We start from the raw sequence: 21036 nt of genomic DNA on the forward strand, positions 1-21036 counted from the left end.
CTTCAATCTTAAATCGAAAATCACTAATCTTAAATCAGCTTCTCGATTTAAAATATCCCAGTAATTTCTTCACATAACTTTCGTCCACACGTGTACTTACGGTACCGGAGCCACATCGCGAAAAGGTTTCTTTGAAATACTTCACATTGTCCTGGTAGTTTTTCTCATATTCCTGACGCACGGCTTTCGAATTGGTATTGGTGACCATAACTTCTCCGGTTTCGGCATCTTCCATGGTTACCATTCCGATGTTGGGGATGGTTTCTTCACGGTGATCATACACACGGATGCCTGTTACATCGTGACGTTTTCCAGCTATTTTAAGGGTTTGTTCGTAATCCGACGTCATAAAATCCGAAATCAAAAACACTATGGCTTTCTTTTTCTGCACACCGGAAAGGAATTTCAGTGCTTGAGACAAATTGGTTTTTCTGCTCTTCGGCTGGAATTCAATTAACTCTCGAATGATGCGCAATACGTGGGATTTTCCTTTTTTGGGCGGAATGAACAATTCAATCTGATCCGAAAAAAGAATAAGTCCGATTTTATCGTTGTTCTGGGTGGCGGAAAACGCCATGGTTGCGGCAATTTCCGTGATGATTTCACTTTTCAGCTGGTTTTGGGTACCGAAGCTTTGCGAGCCGCTACAGTCCACCATCAGCATCATGGTCAGTTCGCGCTCTTCTTCGAAAACCTTCACATAAGGTTCATTATATCGGGCCGTTACGTTCCAGTCGATGGCACGGACATCATCCCCAAACTGGTACTGGCGTACTTCCGAGAAGGTCATCCCGCGTCCTTTAAACGACGTGTGGTATTCGCCCGAAAAGATATGATCGCTCAACCTTCGGGTTTTGATTTCTATTTTGCGGACTTTTTTCAGTAATTCCTTGGTATCCATCTTCTTGAGTCACAGTGTTCAGTCACAGTGCACAGTCGCGGCGTACAAACAAAACTGTAAACTGCGACTGTAAACTGCTAACTGATTAAGGCACTTCTACCTCGTTAACAATTTTATTGATGATGTCTACCGAAGTAACGTTTTCAGCTTCTGCTTCGTAAGTGATTCCGATTCTGTGACGCAACACATCGTGTACTACGGCGCGAACGTCTTCCGGAATAACATAGCCGCGGCGTTTGATGAACGCATAACATTTAGCCGCCATCGCCAGGTTGATACTTCCACGCGGGGACGCTCCGAAACTGATCAACGGTTTCAAATCGGCTAATTTGTATTTTTCAGGATAACGGGTAGCAAAGATGATATCCAGGATATATTTTTCGATTTTCTCGTCCATGTACACTTCACGAACCGCTTGCTGGGCGCGAAGGATCTGCTCTAAAGAAATCACTTGGTTCACTTTTTCAAACCCGCTGTTCAGGTTTTGGCGGATGACCAGGCGCTCATCTTCCATTTTAGGATAGTCGATTACCACTTTCAGCATGAAACGGTCTACCTGTGCTTCCGGTAACGGATAGGTTCCTTCCTGCTCCACCGGGTTTTGGGTCGCCATTACCAGGAACGGCTTGTCCAGTTTGAAGGTTTCATCCCCAATGGTTACCTGTTTTTCCTGCATCGCCTCCAAAAGTGCCGACTGGACTTTGGCGGGAGCACGGTTGATTTCATCGGCCAACACGAAATTGGCGAAGATTGGACCCTTTTTTATTGTAAAATCGTTCTGTTTGATATTGTAGATCATGGTTCCCACCACATCGGCAGGAAGCAAATCCGGTGTAAACTGGATACGGCTGAAGGATCCGTGAACGGCCTGCGACAAAGTATTAATGGCTAGGGTTTTTGCCAATCCGGGAACCCCTTCTAAAAGGATGTGCCCTTGTGCTAAAAGTCCTATAAGCAGACGCTCCACCATGCTTTTCTGTCCTACAATCACTTTGTTCATCTCCATGGTAAGCAAATCGATAAAAGCACTCTCGCGCTCTATTTTCTCGTTGATTGCTCTAATATCCAGAGTAGTTGTATTCTCATCCATTTGTGTCATTTTTTGAGCCGTGAAATTAAGTAAGATATTTTAACACTGCAAATTGAAAATTAATTTAGTGGTTTGTTGTTAATAATTGGTTAAAAAACAAAAGACAGCCAAGGTTTTAGCTGTCTTTTAATACTTTTTTTATGTTCTTTTAACTTATGGGAATACCAGGTTGCCCAAATCGGTAACCTGACCGTTGACAACCACCACATTTTCAACCGTTAAAACAGCTAATCCTGAAGTGGCTTCCGGAGTTAGGGTTACTGTATAGGTCCCTGCCGGAATACCGTTCAACTGGAATTCGCCGGCTTCGTTGGTGAAGGCCGTAACGGTGGCATCGCCAACCTGAACGGAAGCCTCTACCTGAATACCTAAAGGAGCAACATTTCCCTTTATAGCACCTGAACTGGCCTCAGTGGTTACACGGATTACCGGATGCAGGTTATAATTTCCTGAACCGCCGGCCTCTACCACTACGGAATGTGCCACATCAAAGTCTAAAAGAAAATTATAGGCAACACCGGCTTCTAAGTCTTGGTTTATCTGGAGTTTCAGGCCTGATTGCTGTGCGCTTGGCGTGTTCAAAGGATAGCTGACCCCGTCTTTTACCACGGTATTGTCATCACCCAAAACCAAACGGATCTGTCCTAAAAACCCTGAAGGTACCGAATTGTCGGCTAACATTACATTGATTCCACCGGTTAAATCCAATAGATTGTACACACCGGGATTGATGTTCCCGATACTGATCCAGCCGGATTCGCCGGTATCGGAGCTACTTTTGATCATTACGTCTACAACTTCTACATTTACCTCGTCGTAATCGCCTGGGGCATCTGTCATTCTCACAGTTACTCTAGAAGTTCCTTCAGTATCGTCATTATCACTACAACTAATCGATACGGCAGAAATGGAGGCGAAGGCTAATAATCCTAACAAATACTTTTTGAAATTTTTCATGGGAAACTGTTTTAAAATTAGTAATTTCATAACGAGTAATTAGGGCCCATCTTGTAAATGTTAACATAAATTAACCCACTTTTATAAAAACTTTATCGTTTTTAGTAAGTATTTTATTCTGAAATGATTAACAAACGTCTTCTTATTAAAAACTTATTGGCTCACAACGATGAGAACAGTTTCTATGACAAGAAGCGCCAGTTAAATCTTCACACCAAAGAAGGCAAAGCCAAGTTCCTCAAACACATTTGCGCCCTGTCCAATTCCAATCCGGTGAACAATTCGTACATAGTGGTCGGGGTGGAAGACATGGATAATGAAATCGTGGGGGATGACTTTTTTGACGACAGCCGGATCCAGAACCTGGTGAATGCTTTTCTGGAAAATCCGCCTAAAATCCAATATGAAAATGTGCCGTTCCCGAATTTGCCGAAAGACAAGGTAGTGGGCCTGGTAACCATCAAACCGAATAATAAAATTTCTTTTTTTAAGAAAAACATTCATACGATACTGGCCAAAACTGTTTTTGTCCGAAGAGGCAGCAACACCATGCCCGTGGAAAACCAAAGCGAAATCCCGAACTCCATCAAAACTAAAAACCTGAACACGGAAACGGTCATCAGTATTGAAAACAATTCGAGAAACAGCATCGAATACACACTGGAAGGCGTTATCGATTTCATGAACAACCGTCATAAAGACATGAGCCCGCGTTACAAGGTATTTAAAGAATTATTCGTGGTGTGCTGGGCCGGTAATAAAAAGAAAATCAGGGAAAAGACCTTTTTTTCCCGGGTGGATATCGAACTGATTAACGAACAGGTGAAGCTGTTTTACTCCGCTTTAGACGAAGTAACCATTGACTATGACGAACGTACTTTTTCAATAACCGAATACGTACCATTGGGACTGAACGACAAAACAAGTTATTATCCCTTAGAGAAGGTGACCCTGCATTTTTATGACAACGGCTATTATAAAATGGAAACGCAGATGTTGTTCGAACCGCCGGAATACAACCGGAAAATGCTGCACCATATTTACAATTCGAACCTGGCCCTGATTCAGAAACTGCAAAAAGGCCTGGCATTATCAGGACGGGAAAGCAAGGATTTGGAGAACTTACCTTCCACCCTGATGATTTGCTACCTCAACGGTTTCGAAGAGGCCAAACTGAAGCTGATTGAAGCCAAACCCTACCTAAAGGCCTTGGACAACCAAACCGCTTATATTTACTTTAAGGAAACGATGCGGGTTTTACGAAAAGTTAAGTATAATTAAAAGCTCTTGCATTACCATTTCCAACAGCATTAGTGTACATTGTATCGTTAGTGTTATCATCTCTTATCAGTTGAATGGTGAATTTCAGCCTTTGGAAAGTGTTAAGGTCACCGTTACTTTATCCTTACTGATTTCCAACGGATACTTTCCTTTTTTCAGCAAGGGATATTTACGGTCGAAGCCTAAATACAACAGGGTGTTTTCTTCAAAAACAAAGTCCTCGTCCTGTATAAACTCTAGCGGTTCATCGGGAGTGATCTCGGAGTATTCTTTCCCAAAAAAGAACTTCTGCTCTTCCACGGTAAGCCGGTACGGTTCCACCTGAAGTAACAAGGTATTCTGATTTTGTTTGATGAAGCTAAAGTTTTTCATGATCTTATAGTAGTTCCAGCGATCTGAACACAACCCATAACTTCCGGAGCAGCGCTTCCACGATTAATGAAAACAAAGTCTAAAGTAGAAATCCGAAAAGTTTCATCCTTCAGGATTCTCCGAGCAGTTGCGGATCTCAGTTAAATAAAAGAATAATTACAAATACTTATCTCTCAAAATAAAAGGTAAAAACTAAGCAAGCGTTTTCAACTTGCTTAGTTAATATTGGCCATAAATGAAGAAATCGAATTTATCTGTTACAGACTCTCACAACCGCAACAAAGTACTCACAAGAATTTCTTCAGTTACAACCATACAAAACAACAAACCCAAACAATAATTTGATCGTTACTTTTGACAGTACCTAAATTATTATCAATATCAAATTTTCTGCAATTATTTGATAGCGTAAAAGTAGTTCTGTCAGAAAAATCATTATTGTGGATTTTCCGCAATTTATGTTAAAGTCAGATAAATCCTAGTTTTTTAGCTTCGCGGATGATGTCTTCGTCGTTGCCTTTTTCAATACAGAGGTAGTCTTTGATTCGGGCTTTACGCTTTTCCACGGCGCTTTCGGTAAGATTGACTTCACCGGCGATGGTCTTGGTTTTAAAGCCCTGGGAAATGAGTCGGATAATTTGACGGTTGATGCTGTCCAGGTAGTCTTCCCGGGTAAGCAGTTCTTTTACAGAGCGGTGCACTGTTTCGCTGTAGTGGATTTCATCACGCAAAACAGCATCAAAAGCTTCGAGCAGTTCTTCCCCACTGAAGTCACTTTTGATAAGCATTCCCTCGGGGCTGATCTTTTTAATGATGTCGTAAATGATAAAGGACTCGGCATGCGAGGTAAGGATTACTATTTTGGTCTCGGGAAAATACTTTCGGATCAGCAAGGCCAGGTCTTCACCGGAATGAATGCCTTCTTCTTCATAAGGCGGGAGGCTGCGGTCCAGAAAAACCAGGTCAAAGAACGTATCGTTACGCCTTTCCATGATCAGCTCGAAAGCTTCCTTACAATTATAGCATTCCGTGGAGTCAATTTCCAGATTCTGGTCGTTATAGGTCAAGATGGTTTTGTAACCGAGAATCTGGGTACGATGGTCGTCAACAAAAAGAATCTTTACCGCCATTTCTATGAAATTTCACACAAATTTATTAAACTATGTCGGTATTTTCAAAATTATTTGGGTTCCTTCGTCTTTTTGTGACAAAATTTCAAGACTACCCCCTATTTCCACAGCCCTTTCCCGCATATTTTTATGACCGATACCATTTTTGGTGTTTTTCATGTTGAAACCGATGCCGTCATCGGTAACTGTCACTTCAAGATCTTGTTCTTTATGAATCATGCTGATGGTCACATTGCGCGCCTGGGCATACTTTTCGATATTCTGCAGTGATTCCTGAAGAATACGGTAAACCTGCATTTTGACAATGCTGCCTACCATGGCCCAATCGATTTTCTCATCGGTTATGATCTTGAAATTGATTGCCGAATGCTCCTTGATATTTTCAACAAGATTTTCTACCATTAAGGTAAAATCGGACGTGTCCGCAAAAAGATTCTGATTCAAATCGTGCGATATCTTACGGATTTCCTTCTCAATGTTCTGGATCTCATTTACATGAACTATACACCGGCTGATGGTTTCCGGGTCGTTTCGTTTGTTGAGCACGAAAAGATTAAGACGAATGGCCGTCAGTTTTCCCATCACCCCGTCATGAAGCTCTTTTGAAATACGACGCTTTTCGATCTGCTTTCCTTCTTCGATTTTTTGTTGTTGGTCTAACATCAGCTGAAAAATCTCGGCATTGGCCTGCTGCTGTTTCTGCATGTGCTCCAATTCCTTATTGCGGGAACGCTGCACACTTACTACATAAAGCAATACCAAAGCAATGATCAGGAAAATACTCAGCCCCAGTATAAACCACCGTTGGGACGAGATCCGTTCCTTTTCTTTTTGGATAACGTTTTTCTCCTGCGTAATCTCATCAGTTTCAAATTCGATACGGGCATACTTGTTACGGGTGGCCCGCTCGATGCTCTGAAGCCGGTCGTTTAACGCGATGTAGCGTTTGTTGTATTTCGAATCACCGGCCGGATCAATTTTGGTCAGTAATTTCAAGGCTTTCAATTCGTCTTCAAAAACATTGTTCTGGTGAGCCAACTGCAAAACCCTATTCGCATATTCCTTGGCTTTGACCGCATCATTTTTAGAAAAATGGTATTCGGACAAATAGAGCAGGGAATTCAACTGTATACTGATACTTTTCAGACTGTCACCTTTTTTTAACACATCCTGAAACATGGCAAAACAGCTGTTATCGCCCAATTTGAACTTCGAATACGCGTAAGTACTGGTAAAATAACAGTAGAGCGTAGGGTCTTTTTTCTTGAAATCATCCAGGGAAAGCGCCTGTTCGGAATTGGAAAGCGCTTCTGAAAACCGCCCCTGCTTCTGTAAAACCAACGCTTTATAATTCAGAGGCTGGGCTTTCAGCAGTATGTATTGGGGATGCTCTTTTAATTTTTCCGTTTGTCGGTAGGCCTTATCATAATATTCAAGGGCCGTGACATAATTGTCCATTCCGTTGGACGTTTTTCCCAAAGCAAGATAACAATCGTATACCAATCGCTTGTCGTTTTGGGAATTGGCCACTTTCAGCACCCCGATAATTTCAACTTCACTCTGTAGAAAATTCTTCTCATACGAAAGAATGCTGGCCTTATTAAAGGCTATCCTCGGATCAATATCTTCTTTCCCAAGCCGTTTGTACAACTGCTCGACTTTCGTATAATAACTGTAGGCGCTGTCGTTTTTAAGATTGTAGAAATAATAATCGGCTATATAGTTCAAGGACTTGGCAATGCTTAGCGAATCTTTTCTTTTAACGGACAATCCGTAAATATCTTTGGACACCTTAAGAAAATCATCGTATTCCTCGGCATTGTAAAAGCGGTCTGCTACCCTAAACAAATAGTTCGCAGAAACACTGTCCTTCTTTTTCTTCAGGAACAAATAGGCTTTCTCGTTGCTTCGTATCCGCTCTTCTTTACTGAGCTGAAAATTATTGGCACGCTCCAAAAGAGAGTCTATCGCTGATTTTTCAGAAGTAGACAAATCTAACCTGGACTTCCTTTCGCATCCTAAAAGAAAGACAATCAAAAAAAGAGCCGTTAGTAATTTTCTCAAAATTGCATTTGTAAGTTGTTGCTAATGTACCTCAACTTAACCAATTTTCAAAAAATTATGGTCGTGTTGGCGGCTTAGTTGGCGGATCGATAAGATCTATCGGGCTAACAACGGAATCCATTGCAAAAGAAGAACTGTCTATAATGGCGTTTTCGCGAAGCATTGCCGCATCAAATTGCTTTGGATGTATCTTTCTGGTTTCTGACTGCAGTAATTGCTCATCATCTGCAGTACAAGAAGTTAGCAACAGTACAATAACTACACTTGCTAAAATTGAAATTCGTTTCATGATTTTTGTTTTTGTTGTTTGTTTAACAAATCTATCGCTCTTTCAGATGATATTCATGAGGCTTTTTATCAAAAAATGTTAATTATTTTAATTTCGTATAAGTTTGATTATCACAATTGTTTTTTGGAAATTTGACTAAAATTCTAAAACAAAAATGGATCGTACCCTAGTAATCGGCGATATACACGGAGGATTAAAAGCATTGGAGCAAGTGCTGGAACGTGCCAAAGTCACCTCAAATGACAAACTTATTTTTTTGGGGGATTTTGTAGACGGCTGGAACGACACCCCTCACGTGGTCGATTATTTGATTGAACTGGACAAAACCCACAACTGTATTTTCATCCGAGGCAATCATGAAGAAATGGTACTGCGCTGGCTTTCAGAGGGTGAAGACAACGAAGAATGGCGTCGCCACGGCGGACAGTCAACCGTAGAGGTATACGAAACCGTCCATCCGGAAATCAAAGAAAGACACATTACTTTTTTGTCCCGACTGAACGATTATCATCTGGACGACCAGAACCGACTGTTTATCCACGCCGGATTCACCAATCAGAAAGGGGTGGAATATGAATTTTTCAAAGGTATGTACTGCTGGGACCGTACTTTGTGGGAAGCAGCACTGGCGATGGACAAAACCTTATCCAAAAAAGATTTGTTTTACCCAAAACGCCTTTCCCTGTACGAAGAGATTTTCATCGGGCACACTCCGGTTACACGCATTGGGTATTCCGTGCCGGTCAACCGTGCCAATATCTGGAATGTAGACACCGGTGCCGCTTTCAAAGGACGCCTCACCATTATGGATGTCGACACCAAGGAATTCTGGCAAAGCAAACCTTTACCGGAACTCTATCCTGATGAAAGAGGTCGGAACTAATCCGTATATTTGTAAAAAAAAGTCATGATGAAAAAAGTTCTTCTCTTCGGTGCCTTGTTTTTAAGCCTTAGCTCCGTTAAAGCACAAAGCAAAAACGAGGTTAAACTTAACATCTTAAACACCATCGCATTAGCTTCTGTGGAAGTAGGCTACGAACGTTTCCTTGACAGCAACCAGTCGATAGGTGTGGAAATTTTGATCAACGACCAATTTGCGTATTTACTGGAAAAAAGCGGGGAAAGATTTAACACCAACAGTGTTTTAGCCTCCTATAATTTCTACTTTGCCAACAATGGCGGAAAAGCTTCCGGCTATTATATGTATCCTTTTATCAAATACCGTTTTGGTGATTTCGAAGAAAAGAAAACCGTCGAGGGTGCAGAAATAACCGTGAAGACCGACATGGACAGTTTCATCCTGGGCCTGGGCTCCGGCTACAAATGGGTCTGGAACGACAAATTTGCCATCGGACCGTATGCCAGCATTGCCCGCAACTTCAGTGAAGACGTAAACGATAAATTCATCGCTATTGAAATCAACGCCGGTTTCAGCATCGGCTACCGTTTTTAAATTCTAACTTTATAATCCATCCCGATAATTCAAAGAAAATGAGTGTAATTGAAAAAAAACTGAAAGACCGCAGCGATTCCAAATGCGAATTGTGTGGCAACCCGCATGACTTACAGGTGTACAATCTTCCGCCGGAAAGCAAAGAAAGCTTGGAGACCAGTATTTTAGCCTGCAAAACCTGTGTAGGTCAAATCGAAAACCCCGACACTACCGATGCCAACCACTGGCATTGCCTTTCCGACAGCATGTGGAACGAAAACCTTCCGGTACAGATTGTTTCCTGGAGAATGTTGACCCGTCTGAAAAAAAACGATTTACTGGAAATGATGTATCTGGACGAAGAAGCTCTGGAATGGGCCAAAGCGACGGGAGAAGGCGATGATGACGAAGGTAAGATCATCCACAAAGACTCCAACGGGAACATCCTTTTTGACGGCGATTCTGTAGTCCTTATTAAAGACTTAGACGTAAAAGGAGCCAATTTCACGGCAAAACGCGGTGCCGCGGTGCACAACATCAAACTGGTATGGGACAATGCCGAACAGATTGAAGGCCGCGTGGAAGGCCAACATATCGTGATTTTAACACAGTATGTGAAGAAAACCAAATAGCCTAAAACACATGAAGAAAACCCTTTTACTACTACTGTTGTCTTTTGGCAGCTATGCTATTGCGCAAGATATCAATACTGAAAAAGCTAATAAAGCCAAATTGGAAGAAGCTTTTAAAACACAGGAACACAATTATTCGTTACTTGAAAAACTGTTGGCCGCAAACACTGTTGAAGCCCGAAAAAACAAAACCACGAATAACGATTCCGACAAAGGGAATTTCTACAAAGAACTGTGCGAATTGTATGCCAACTTTAAAGCGGCAAACAAGAATTTTTACACCTTCGAATTAACTCCTAAGCAATATGCCTCGATAGAAGCATTTCATAAAGTACGATTAGCCAAACTGGATTCATTGTATGCCTTAAGGGATCGTTCTTTACACGTTACCGTTCAGACGGAAAAAGAAACCGAGGTTGTAAAAGGCAACCAAATCCCTTATAAAAGTGATCTTTCCTACGTAGAACCGAGCCATGAAAATTGTAAAAATTTAAATCCCTCTTCCGGTGAGAGTTGTGTTTCGCATCTCTTCAGAAAATCTATCGCCTATTCCTATCAGATTCCCGAATACAGGTTTGAAGAGGAAGGTGTTAAAACCACTATTATACTGGGATTAAAGATTACACAAAATGGCGATTTTGTTTTGAACTCCATAATTAACTCTTCGAAATATTTTGAATTTGACATGGAAGCCATCTTAGCCACAGAGCGCTTTGCAAAAAGATACAAATTTTCACCCGGGACATCAAACGGAAAAGCGGTAGCCGTTTTGTACGCTTGCCCCATCTCTATCATGACAATGGGTAATGAATAATTAGTTCCAATAAAGATAAAAACAGTGCTCAGCATGTTACACGTTGGGCATTTTCAGCAAACAAAAAACCCGTTCCAAAATTCTCGGAACGGGTTTTTTTTATGGCTTTAAACCTGATTAAAAATCAAATTTGATTCCCTGCGCTAACGGTAAAGCCGTTCCGTAGTTGATCGTATTGGTTTGTCTTCTCATGTAAGCTTTCCATGCATCAGATCCTGACTCACGGCCACCACCTGTTTCTTTCTCACCGCCAAAAGCACCACCGATTTCCGCACCGGAAGTTCCGATGTTCACGTTGGCGATACCACAATCCGAACCGGCTGCAGAAAGGAACAATTCCATTTCTCTCATGTTGTTGGTAAAGATTGAAGAGGATAACCCTTGAGGAACACCGTTCTGAATAGCAATTGCTTCTTCAATAGTGCTGTATTTCATCACGTATAATACCGGTGCAAAGGTTTCGTGCTGTACGATTTCGAATTCGTTTTTCGCCTCGATGATACATGGTTTTACATAACATCCGCTTTCGTAACCTTCTCCTTCTAATACACCGCCTTCTACGATAACGCGTCCGCCTTCTGCTTTTGCTTTTTCAATTGCGTTTAAGTAATCCTGAACGGCACCTTTATCGATAAGTGGTCCAACATGGTTGGTTTCATCCAAAGGATTTCCGATTTTCAACTGACCGTATGCGTTTTTCAACACGTCTAAGGTTTTGTCATACACACTGTCGTGAACGATTAAACGACGCGTAGAAGTACAACGTTGTCCTGCTGTACCTACCGCTCCGAACACTGCTCCTACCAATACCATTGATAAGTCTGAGTTTTCAGAAACGATGATCGCGTTGTTGCCACCTAACTCAAGAATAGTGTTTCCGAAACGGGAAGCTACCACTTGGGATACGTGACGACCGATTCTTGTAGAACCTGTGAACGACACCAAAGGAATACGTTTATCATTGTTGATTAAATCTCCGGATTCGTTTCCTACTACCAAACAACTTAATCCTTCCGGTAAATTGTTTCTTTCCAATACCGTTTGGATGATGTTCTGACAGGCTACCGCACACAAAGGTGTTTTTGAACTTGGTTTCCAGATACAAACGTCGCCACAAATCCAAGCCAACATCGAGTTCCATGACCATACTGCTACCGGGAAGTTGAACGCAGAAATGATTCCCACTACCCCAAACGGATGCCATTGCTCGTACATTCTGTGCATTGGACGCTCCGAGTGCATTGTTAAACCGTGTAACTGACGGGAAAGACCTACTGCAAAATCACAGATGTCGATCATTTCCTGAACTTCTCCTAAACCTTCCTGGTACGATTTCCCCATTTCGTAAGAAACCAGTTTCCCAAGCGCTTCTTTATTTTTTCTAAGTTCCTCTCCCATCTGGCGAACGATTTCACCACGTTTCGGAGCCGGAACCAAACGCCATGTTTTGAACGCCTCTTCTGCCGCTTTCATAGCGGTTTCGTAATCTTCTTTCGTTGCAGATTTAACTTTTCCGATCAATTCGCCGGTTGCCGGAGAATACGATTCGATGATTTTTCCGTTAGAGAACCAGTTTTTACCAGTTGAAGCTCCTTCATTTATTTCTTTTAAGCCCAACTGCTGTAAGGCTTCCTGAATACCAAATTGGTCTACTGCTGTTGTTGTCATTATATTTGTTTATGTCTGTTTTTAATATTTTTTTGCAAAGTTACGCTTTTTATCAATGTTTTATAACAAGAATTGCATCAAAACAAATTCTTTTTCTTAAAAAGAAAAACACCAATTCCCGAAATCAAGATGGAAAGGGCCAAAATAATCCAAATCCCGAAGATGTTGTTTTCCAAATTGTTAGGCACATTCATTCCGTAAAAACTCGCTACTACCGTCGGAATCATCAAAATAATTGAGATCGATGTAAGCCGTTTCATAATCACATTAAGGTTGTTGGAAATAACGGAGGCATAAGCGTCCATCATTCCGGTCAAAATGTTACTGTGGATGTTCGTGGTTTCTTCCGCCTGACGTAATTCGATTTCCACATCTTCTATCAGATCCGGATCGTAAGCGTCTTTATACTTTTTAAGGTTTTTGATACGATGAAACAACAGTTCATTTCCTTTTAACGAGGTAATGAAATAAACCAGGCACTTTTCAATCTGAAGCAATTGCTGCAAATCTTCGTTCCGGATGGATTGCTCCAGGTTGTCCTCTGCCGCTTTGATGCGAAGGTTGATCTGTTTCAGATATTTCTGAAACCAGATGCTGGAAGAAAGCAACAATTTTAGTACCAGGTCGAAATGATCGCTCACACCTGCCTTCTTACGCTGGGTATGCCCCACAAAATCGGCAAGCAGTTCAACCTCCTGAAAGCAAAGCGAAACAAAAACATCATCCTTAAACATAAGACCAATGGGAGCCGTGTTAAAGGGAAGTTTCACATCCTTGGTTTTAAAAGGAACGCGCAGAATAATCAGCACCCACCCGTTTTCAGTTTCGATGCGCGGCCGTTCGTCGATATCTTCGATATCATTGTAAAAAGCTTGCGGGATTTCTAATTCTTCCAGAAGATATTGTGTTTCTTCCTGAGTAGGACAAACTGCGTTAATCCAGCAGTTGCCAGTGGTGTTGTCCGTCGGATACAATCCGTCTTGACTTTTGTAAAATCTAATCATAAAGGTAATGCCGTTTTTGGAAAGGCTCTTTATGATGTAAGCCAATCTGTTTAATTAGTACTGTTCCTCAGATAATCATCCATTTTTTAGAAATTTTTGACGAAAATAACCTTTTCAAACAGAACAAACCTTAATTATTTCTTAATTGTGAACCTTGGGTCGGTTTCCATTATGGTTCCGCATTCCGTACAGGTTCTCAAATCCTCGGAATTGTAGAAATGTTTAAAATGCGGCAGAAAATCTTTTTCGATGTCGTGCAGTTCAAAAAAAACCTCGTACAACTTATGGTTGCAGTTCTCACAATGCCAAACCAGACCGTCCGTATAGCCTTTACCGGCCCTTTTACGCTCTACGACCAAACCGATCGAACCTGCACTGCGCACCGGGGAATGCGGCACACGCGCCGGGTTCAGGTACATGTCACCGGCGTGGAGTTCCATTTCCTTGCGTTCACCGTTATCCTGGACCACTACTTTAATAGTTCCTTCCAGCTGATAAAACAATTCTTCGGTTTCGTTATAATGATAATCTTTACGGGCATTGGGACCGGCCACGATCATCACGATATAATCTTCCGATTCCACATAAAGGTTTTTATTCCCTACGGGCGGTTTTAACAGATGACGGTTCGCATCAATCCATTGGGTCAGATTGAAAGGTTTTGGAATACTCATATGCCAATTGGTTTTTACCCTGCTAATTTACAAAAATAAAAAAGGCCGACTTGCGTCGGCCTCTATTTTAATGCTTAGGTTCTTTTATCAGATAAATATACACCGGGAAGTGGTCACTAAAGCCTACTTCTGTAGTAGAGTGTCTTAATGGATAACCTTTGTACTGCCCTGTTTTGGTAATTAAAAAAGGCTTGTTGTAAATTCCGGCTTTCCAATAACGCCAAGACGAATAATCCGTTCTGGTTAAAGGCTCCGTTACCATAATGATGTCAAAAATATCCCAGGCATCACGGTAACCAATTGTTCCCATTCCTTTGTTGGCCATACTTTCAAAAGGATTGTATACTCCTAGAGGTTTCAAATCGGTTTTTTTACCTTTCGCTCCGATTTCAACTTTTACACTCTTGTTAAAACTTCCGTCGTTCAAGTCTCCTAAAATGATCACTTTCGCTTCTGGGTTAATCGTTTGTAAAGAGTCGGTAATTTTTTTGGTTAAAGCTGCGGCAGCCTCTCTGTAAGGGGCACTTTTCTTTTCACCTCCAGAACGTGAAGGCCAGTGACAAACAATCACACTGATTTCTTCTCCATCCAACAATCCGGTCACTAATAATTGATCACGAGTATAAATTCTTTTGGTTTTGTTGTCGGTTTGGAGATTGTCGTCGCTTTTTTCCTCTTCCTCTTTTTTATCTTTTTTCCCACTTTCTTTTTCGTAAATCATCAAGGGAATATTCTTGTAGCTCAACGGTTGAAAATGCTTCTTTTGATACAACAATGCCACATCAATCCCTCGTTTGTCTGGAGAATCAAAGTGAACAATTCCGTAATCTTTATTGGCCAACTTAGGTTGTTTAACCAAGTCTTCCAACACGCCTCTGTTCTCAATTTCACTTCCTCCAATCAAAACCGGCGATTCCTTCTGGTGTTCGCCCATTCCTATTTCAGAAAGTACGCGAGATAAATTTTCAAGTTTTTGCTTGTAACGCTCACCTGTCCAGTTTTGAGCCCCGCCCGGCAACCATTCTTCGTCATTGTTGGCTTGATTGATCGTATCGAAAAGATTTTCAAAATTGTAAAACGCTACCGTTTGTACGAAAACTTTTTTCTGAGCCATTACCGACCCAACTGAAAGGAACATCGCCAATAAAAGGATAATGCTTTTTTTCATATAAAATTATTGTTTTATTTTTTATCAATTGAAACACAATGATTTAACTGGTTTTTTGCGTTACAATTATCACGCCAAAAACTAAAAACCCCGTTTCCTGATTTTAATTTTGGGGCAACAAATGTAAATATAATAATCTAACATGTTCACTTTTATTTGGTTAATAAATTTTTAACCGGTGAAAAATCATGTTTATAATTTAAAAATATTATTTCAATAAATTGATTTTCAGAATGTTAAAAATGAATTTTTAGCGCATTATTTTGAATTCCTAATTTAATTTATATTATCTTAGGATTAAGTTTTGCAAAATTTTACAAGCTAGGTATTGCCAGTTGCATGAAAACATGTAAATTTGCCGCCCTTTGTCATCTTATTTGTTAATAGACAAGGGATTAACTTTAATCTTATCTATGAAAAAACTTGTAATTTGTACTCTATTTGTAATGCAAGTCGTTTTTGCATGGGCGCAACAGAATCCCGCACTGAAAGGCACTGTTGTTGATTCTAAAACACAAAAACCATTACGAAATGTTGTCGCAACAATTCAAAGTACTAACCAGTCTGCTTTGACAAACTTTGAAGGTGTTTTTATTTTCACTGCAGTCGTAGAAGGAAACCAGGCGGTTCAAATCAGCAGCACCGGTTACTCTTCACAAACCTTAGCCGTTGAAATTAAAAAAGGGGAAACCCTTGACTTAGGCGTTATTGTTTTGGAAGAAGACATCACTTCGGAACAGCAATTGGCTCTGGTTACCATTACCGAAAACGATTTAGGTGATGACAACAGTGGTTCGGAAAGTACCTCGGGACTTCTTCAGGCTTCCCGCGACGCTTACCAGCAGGCTGCAGCCTTTAACTGGGGGCAGGCCCGTTTTAGAATCCGTGGTTTGGACAACGAATACGGAACTACCATGATCAACGGTATTGTAATGAACAAACTGTATGACGGCAGACCGCAATGGAGCAACTGGGGCGGATTGAACGACGCAACGCGTAACCAGGAGTTCACCATGGGTTCTGCACCATCCGACTATACGTTCGGGGGTATTTTAGGAACTCAGGAAATCAACACTAGAGCATCACATTACAGACCAGGTTCAAGAGTATCCTTCTCCGGAACCAATACCAACTACAGCTGGAGAGCTATGGGAACCCATGCTTCCGGCATGAACACCAAAGGATGGGCTTTCGTGGTTTCAGCTTCCAGAAGATGGGCTGACGAAGGTTACTTCGACGGAACTGATTACAGTGCCAATTCCATTTTCGCTTCGGTTGAAAAGAAATTTGGCGACAAACACAGCTTGAACTTTACCTCTATTTATGCACAAAACAGCAGAGGAAAATCTTCTCCTAACACTAAAGAGGTTACCGATTTAAAAGGCGTTGAATACAACTCTTATTGGGGATGGCAAGACGGTAAAAAAAGAAATGCTAGGGATAAAGACATCCAGGAGCCAATCATGATGTTGAGCCATTACTGGAAACTGAACAGCAAAAACTCCTTAAACACCAATGTAGCGTTCCAGACCGGTTCTATCGGAAACTCAAGAATCGATTACCAACAAGGAAACAACCCTGATCCGACCTACTACAGAAACTTACCAAGTTATTACCTGAACTACCACAACAACGGGGTTTGGGAACCGGATTACGGACAGGCTACTATTGCAAGAAATAATTTCTTAAACGATGGTCAGATCGACTGGACAGCGATGTACATTGCTAACCAGGCTACCGCAAGCGGAAACAGTGCTTATGTATTGTACGAAGACCGTACGGATGACACTCAGATTTCTGCCAACTCTATCTTAACTTCTGAATTATCCGATAACATCAATTTAAATGCAGGAGCTACCTTCCGCAAATTAAAATCACACAACTTCCAGAACTTATTGGATTTATTAGGCGGTGATTATTTTGTTGACAAAGATTACTTCGCAAACACCGATATCGGCCAGTCACAGGATTCTGACTTAAACAATCCGGGCAGAACGGTTGGTGAAGGGGATACTTTCGGATACAACTACAATTTATTTGCTACGGTATTCGATGGATTTGCACAATTCAAATTCAATTACAAGAAATTTGACTTCTATTTAGGACAGACGTTCTCAAGATCCGAATACAAAAGAGAAGGTTTATACCGCAGTGGTGTATATGCCACTAACTCATACGGAGACAGCGAGAACATCGTGTTTGAAAACTTCGGTTTCAAAGGTGGTCTGACTTACAAATTAACCGGAAACCACTTGTTCAACTTCAACGGAGCGTATTTAACAAAAGCGCCTACTTTACGTAACACTTTTGCTAATGCCCGTTTGAACAACAATGTCACACCGGACTTGAGCAGTGAAAGAATTTTCAGTGCTGATGCAAGTTATGTGTTAAGAACCCCTAAAGTTAAAGCCCGTTTAACCGGTTTCATTTCCAAAATCCAGAACACTACCGAGTTATCTTTCTATTATGCGGAAAGTATCGGAGAAGACGATGGTGATGCGGATTCCTTCGTAAGTGAAATCGTTACCGGAATGGACAAAAGAAATCTTGGTGCTGAGTTGGGTATCGAATACCAAATCACGTCAACCATTAAAGCTACTGCCGCAGCATCTTACGGACAGTACATCTACACCAACAATCCAAACCTGAAATTAAACGATGATGGTCAGGCTTCCACAACCAACACTTATCCGATTGTTGATTTCGGAAAAACCTACCTAAACGGCTACAGACAACCGGGAATGCCGCAACAAGCGTACTCCTTTGGCTTGGAATACCGTGATCCTAAATTCTGGTGGATTGGTGCAAATGCCAACTATTTAGCCGATAACTACTTAGATGTTTCCAACGTTTTAAGAACAGACAATTTCTCAATCGATAATTCAGGTGCTCCTTATCCAGGTGCTAGTGAGACGAATGTTAGAACATTTCTAAAACAAGAAAAATTCGAAGATTTCACTTTGGTTAATTTAACCGGAGGAAAATCATGGATGATCGACAGCAAAACAAGAAGCACAATCGGTTTCTTTGCTACTGTAAACAACGTGTTTGATATCGAATACAAAACCGGAGGCTTTGAGCAATCCAGAAAAGCTACATTCCCAGATATGCAGCAGGACATGGCAAGCGGAACAAGAGGTTTTGGTCCTAAGTATTTCTACGGCTACGGTAGAACGTTCTTTGTTAACTTCTACATTAACTTCTAATCTAACAGACTATGAAAAATATTTTTGAATCAGTTTTTATTCTCGTTGCAAGTGCCGGAATATTAACGAGTTGTGTTAACGAGGATGATTTTGACATTCCTCCTGTAAAAGAAGTTTTCGCTTCGGAAAATTTTGAAAGTATTGCCGATGTTGATACAGGTAATAATAAATTTATTGCGCTGCCGGGTTGGTCAAACGTATCATTAAACGGAGGAAGCGAATTATGGGAAGCCAGAATGTTTGATGGTGAAAAATACGCGCAACTTTCTGCTTTTGGTACTTCGGAAACAAATATGGATACGTGGTTGATTACTCCAGCTATCAATCTTGATGCTACAGAGAAAGAAGGCATGATGTTCAGGTATAAAGCTGCTTACTATAACGGCCAGGCTGTTTCAGTTTTAATATCAACAGATTATGACGGTTCCAACACTGCAGCTGCGATAAACAGCGCAACATGGACAGATGCTAACATAATTCTTCCGGATTATCTAACAAGTGGATACCCTACAAATTTTTCTTCTTCTCCAGAAGTAGACCTTTCTTCGTATAGTGGTAATGTATATATCGCTTTCAGATACAAAGGAAGTTCCGCGACGGGTGGCGTTACCACTACATACCAAATCGATGATATAATTATTTATGAAAATAATTAAAGCTATGAAAACAATTAAATTTTTAGCTATTCCGGCATTATTAGCCACGCTAGTAAGCTGTGTAAACGGAGATGATTACGGGACACCTGATTACTCACAAAAATGTACAACCTTAGAAGTAACCAAACTGGTAACAGACATCACCGGCGCCGCTACTAACAACAGCCCAAGACAATATCTTGATCCGCGTGATGCTGAAGGCAATCAGTTGGAAAAAGGGGTTATCGAAGCTTATGTAACCTCAAGTGATGAGGGCGGAAACTTCTACAAATCCATCTCCATGGTTTCTGTGGACGGTCAAAAAGGTTTTACCGTTCCGGTAGACAACTACAACCTGTACACCAAATACGAACCGGGAAGAAAAGTATTTATTCGCTTAGACAGTCTTTACTACAATTTCAGAACACAGACTGCTTCCTACGAATTAGGGAACCTGTACGCAGGAAGTCAGATTGGCCGTTTATCCGGTGTTGAATTTGAGCACATCCTTGCCAGAGGTTGTGACGATCAGAAAATCAGCGAAGAGCAATTGGTGAACCACATGACTATCACTCAGGCCAAAAACGATGCCAACATGCACAAGCTGATCGAGTTTGACAATGTTCAGTTTTCAAACACCTCGTTGAACAAAAAATATTTTGATCCGACTGTAAACAATATTGGTGGTGCCACCAATCACGTTATTACGGATGAAGACGGAACAACGATAGAGGTTCGCGTAAGTGAGTTTGCAATTTTCAAAAATGAGAAGATTCCTTCCGGAAGCGGAAAAATCAGAGGGGTACTTACCAAATACAACAGTGGGTACCAGTTCATGATCCGTACCATTAACGATGTTAAGTTAGACAACCCGAGATTGTACCCAATTATTGAAAATTTCGAATCGTACGCTCCCAATACTGCTTCATTCACCAACTACTTTAACATTAAAATTCTGGGAACTAACGATTGGTTTGTAGGCACTTTCAATGCTAATAAGTACTTACAGGCGAGAAAAGGAAACAGCTCCGGTGCTACTAAAATTTTCTTTGTGATGCCATTCGATTTTGACACCAATACTAAAGTATCGTTCCAAACTTTATACGGGTATATGTCACAAACTACAGGCCCGATCATGAAAGTGTACTATTCTACAAGTTTTGACCAGGCTAACCCTACGGCAAACCTTGTGGACATTACCAGTAGCTTTACTTTCTCGAACCATACCGGTACGGGTTGGGCAAGCTCCTTTACAAATTCCGGTATACATACCTTCACGGGGGTTTCCGGACAGGGGCACATCATTTTTGCTTACGATGTAGCCACTACATCCACCACGAATGCAGAATCCCGTCCTGGTATTCAGATAGACAATATCCGATTCCAGTAAGGAATTAACAATATCTCAAAAACCACTCTTTTCAAGGGTGGTTTTTTTATTGCCTATAATTCGCCAATCAAAAGGCTTTTAAAAACTTAAAACAAAAAAGAAGTACAAACTTCAAGCCTGCAGGTTTCTTTCTTTTAGAAGCAAGAGCAATCGTTTTTCAGTACCCTTTTGGTTCCTGCTGTCCGCTGTATTTTTTTTCGGCGGCTTCGAGAGCCTCAGCCACCCAAAAAAAGATGCCGCTCCCATCAGGGCTATCCTCACGAACCGTTTTTCAGAAGCCGTTTTGATTTAAAGCAAAAAAGCATCTCGTTACAGATAACGAGATGCTC

19 protein-coding genes are annotated in these 21036 nt (G+C 41.2%); 8 read left to right on the forward strand and 11 right to left on the reverse strand.

What is annotated here, in order from left to right:
• Positions 1 to 34: 34 nt before the first annotated feature.
• The 3 genes from ACWPKD_RS06935 to ACWPKD_RS06945 all read right to left on the reverse strand — a co-directional run bounded on the left by ACWPKD_RS06935 (position 35) and on the right by ACWPKD_RS06945 (position 2948).
• Positions 35 to 901 carry a DUF58 domain-containing protein gene (locus ACWPKD_RS06935; RefSeq protein WP_455411936.1) on the reverse strand — a complete coding sequence of 289 codons (867 nt, stop codon included), beginning with the start codon at positions 899 to 901 and terminating at the stop codon, positions 35 to 37.
• A gap of 85 nt (positions 902 to 986) precedes the next feature.
• Positions 987 to 1991, reverse strand: a complete 1005-nt coding sequence (locus ACWPKD_RS06940; protein WP_455411937.1) for an AAA family ATPase — start codon at positions 1989 to 1991, stop codon at positions 987 to 989.
• A 153-nt stretch (positions 1992 to 2144) separates the two neighbouring features.
• Positions 2145 to 2948, reverse strand: a complete 804-nt coding sequence (locus ACWPKD_RS06945) for a DUF4382 domain-containing protein (protein WP_455411938.1) — start codon at positions 2946 to 2948, stop codon at positions 2145 to 2147.
• A 123-nt stretch (positions 2949 to 3071) separates the two neighbouring features.
• Between ACWPKD_RS06945 and ACWPKD_RS06950 the strand changes: the two genes are divergently transcribed.
• On the forward strand, positions 3072 to 4229 hold the full coding sequence (locus tag ACWPKD_RS06950) for a DUF5929 domain-containing protein (protein ID WP_455411939.1): 1158 nt from the start codon (positions 3072 to 3074) through the stop codon (positions 4227 to 4229).
• 84 nt (positions 4230 to 4313) lie between these two features.
• Here ACWPKD_RS06950 and ACWPKD_RS06955 read toward each other — a convergent pair whose 3' ends face one another.
• The 4 genes from ACWPKD_RS06955 to ACWPKD_RS06970 form a co-directional block, all read right to left on the reverse strand.
• Positions 4314 to 4601, reverse strand: coding sequence for a hypothetical protein (locus ACWPKD_RS06955; protein WP_455411940.1), 288 nt, complete (start codon positions 4599 to 4601; stop codon positions 4314 to 4316).
• Between the two features lie 467 nt (positions 4602 to 5068).
• Positions 5069 to 5731 (reverse strand): response regulator, encoded by a 663-nt coding sequence (locus ACWPKD_RS06960; RefSeq protein ID WP_455411941.1) that lies wholly within the window; start codon positions 5729 to 5731, stop codon positions 5069 to 5071.
• Positions 5732 to 5761: 30 nt separating this feature from the next.
• The gene (locus tag ACWPKD_RS06965; protein WP_455411942.1) at positions 5762 to 7795 is read right to left on the reverse strand and encodes an ATP-binding protein; all 2034 of its coding nucleotides are present in this window, start codon (positions 7793 to 7795) and stop codon (positions 5762 to 5764) included.
• A gap of 55 nt (positions 7796 to 7850) precedes the next feature.
• Complete coding sequence (locus ACWPKD_RS06970; RefSeq protein ID WP_455411943.1) at positions 7851 to 8084, reverse strand: hypothetical protein; 234 nt, start codon at positions 8082 to 8084, stop codon at positions 7851 to 7853.
• Positions 8085 to 8238: 154 nt separating this feature from the next.
• Here ACWPKD_RS06970 and ACWPKD_RS06975 point away from each other — a divergent pair, with 154 nt between their 5' ends.
• From ACWPKD_RS06975 to ACWPKD_RS06990, 4 genes are read left to right on the forward strand one after another with little or no spacing between them, the layout of a single operon-like run.
• On the forward strand, positions 8239 to 8967 hold the full coding sequence (locus ACWPKD_RS06975; protein ID WP_455411944.1) for a metallophosphoesterase family protein: 729 nt from the start codon (positions 8239 to 8241) through the stop codon (positions 8965 to 8967).
• A gap of 24 nt (positions 8968 to 8991) precedes the next feature.
• The gene (locus ACWPKD_RS06980) at positions 8992 to 9537 is read left to right on the forward strand and encodes an autotransporter outer membrane beta-barrel domain-containing protein (RefSeq protein ID WP_455411945.1); all 546 of its coding nucleotides are present in this window, start codon (positions 8992 to 8994) and stop codon (positions 9535 to 9537) included.
• A 38-nt stretch (positions 9538 to 9575) separates the two neighbouring features.
• Positions 9576 to 10148, forward strand: coding sequence for a PhnA domain-containing protein (locus ACWPKD_RS06985; protein WP_455411946.1), 573 nt, complete (start codon positions 9576 to 9578; stop codon positions 10146 to 10148).
• 10 nt (positions 10149 to 10158) lie between these two features.
• The gene (locus ACWPKD_RS06990; RefSeq protein WP_455411947.1) at positions 10159 to 10962 is read left to right on the forward strand and encodes a hypothetical protein; all 804 of its coding nucleotides are present in this window, start codon (positions 10159 to 10161) and stop codon (positions 10960 to 10962) included.
• A 117-nt stretch (positions 10963 to 11079) separates the two neighbouring features.
• On the opposite strand, the gene amaB is transcribed toward ACWPKD_RS06990, so the two are convergent.
• From amaB to ACWPKD_RS07010, 4 genes are all read right to left on the reverse strand, one after another.
• The gene (amaB, locus tag ACWPKD_RS06995) at positions 11080 to 12630 is read right to left on the reverse strand and encodes an L-piperidine-6-carboxylate dehydrogenase (RefSeq protein WP_455411948.1); all 1551 of its coding nucleotides are present in this window, start codon (positions 12628 to 12630) and stop codon (positions 11080 to 11082) included.
• Positions 12631 to 12707: 77 nt separating this feature from the next.
• The gene (locus ACWPKD_RS07000) at positions 12708 to 13634 is read right to left on the reverse strand and encodes a magnesium transporter CorA family protein (protein WP_455411949.1); all 927 of its coding nucleotides are present in this window, start codon (positions 13632 to 13634) and stop codon (positions 12708 to 12710) included.
• 134 nt (positions 13635 to 13768) lie between these two features.
• Complete coding sequence (locus ACWPKD_RS07005) at positions 13769 to 14308, reverse strand: 3-hydroxyanthranilate 3,4-dioxygenase (RefSeq protein WP_455411950.1); 540 nt, start codon at positions 14306 to 14308, stop codon at positions 13769 to 13771.
• Positions 14309 to 14375: 67 nt separating this feature from the next.
• Entirely contained in the window at positions 14376 to 15476 is a 1101-nt protein-coding gene (locus ACWPKD_RS07010) for an endonuclease/exonuclease/phosphatase family protein (RefSeq protein WP_455411951.1), read from the reverse strand.
• Positions 15477 to 15889: 413 nt separating this feature from the next.
• Here ACWPKD_RS07010 and ACWPKD_RS07015 point away from each other — a divergent pair, with 413 nt between their 5' ends.
• The 3 genes from ACWPKD_RS07015 to ACWPKD_RS07025 are packed head-to-tail and all read left to right on the forward strand — an operon-like array spanning position 15890 to position 20707.
• Positions 15890 to 18682, forward strand: coding sequence for a carboxypeptidase-like regulatory domain-containing protein (locus ACWPKD_RS07015; protein ID WP_455411952.1), 2793 nt, complete (start codon positions 15890 to 15892; stop codon positions 18680 to 18682).
• An 11-nt stretch (positions 18683 to 18693) separates the two neighbouring features.
• Positions 18694 to 19338, forward strand: coding sequence for a choice-of-anchor J domain-containing protein (locus tag ACWPKD_RS07020; protein ID WP_455411953.1), 645 nt, complete (start codon positions 18694 to 18696; stop codon positions 19336 to 19338).
• A 4-nt stretch (positions 19339 to 19342) separates the two neighbouring features.
• A complete protein-coding gene (locus ACWPKD_RS07025; protein WP_455411954.1) occupies positions 19343 to 20707 on the forward strand; it encodes a DUF5689 domain-containing protein in 1365 nt (454 codons plus the stop codon).
• Positions 20708 to 21036 lie beyond the last annotated feature (329 nt).

The sequence above is a fragment of the Flavobacterium pedocola genome (genome assembly GCF_053764385.1).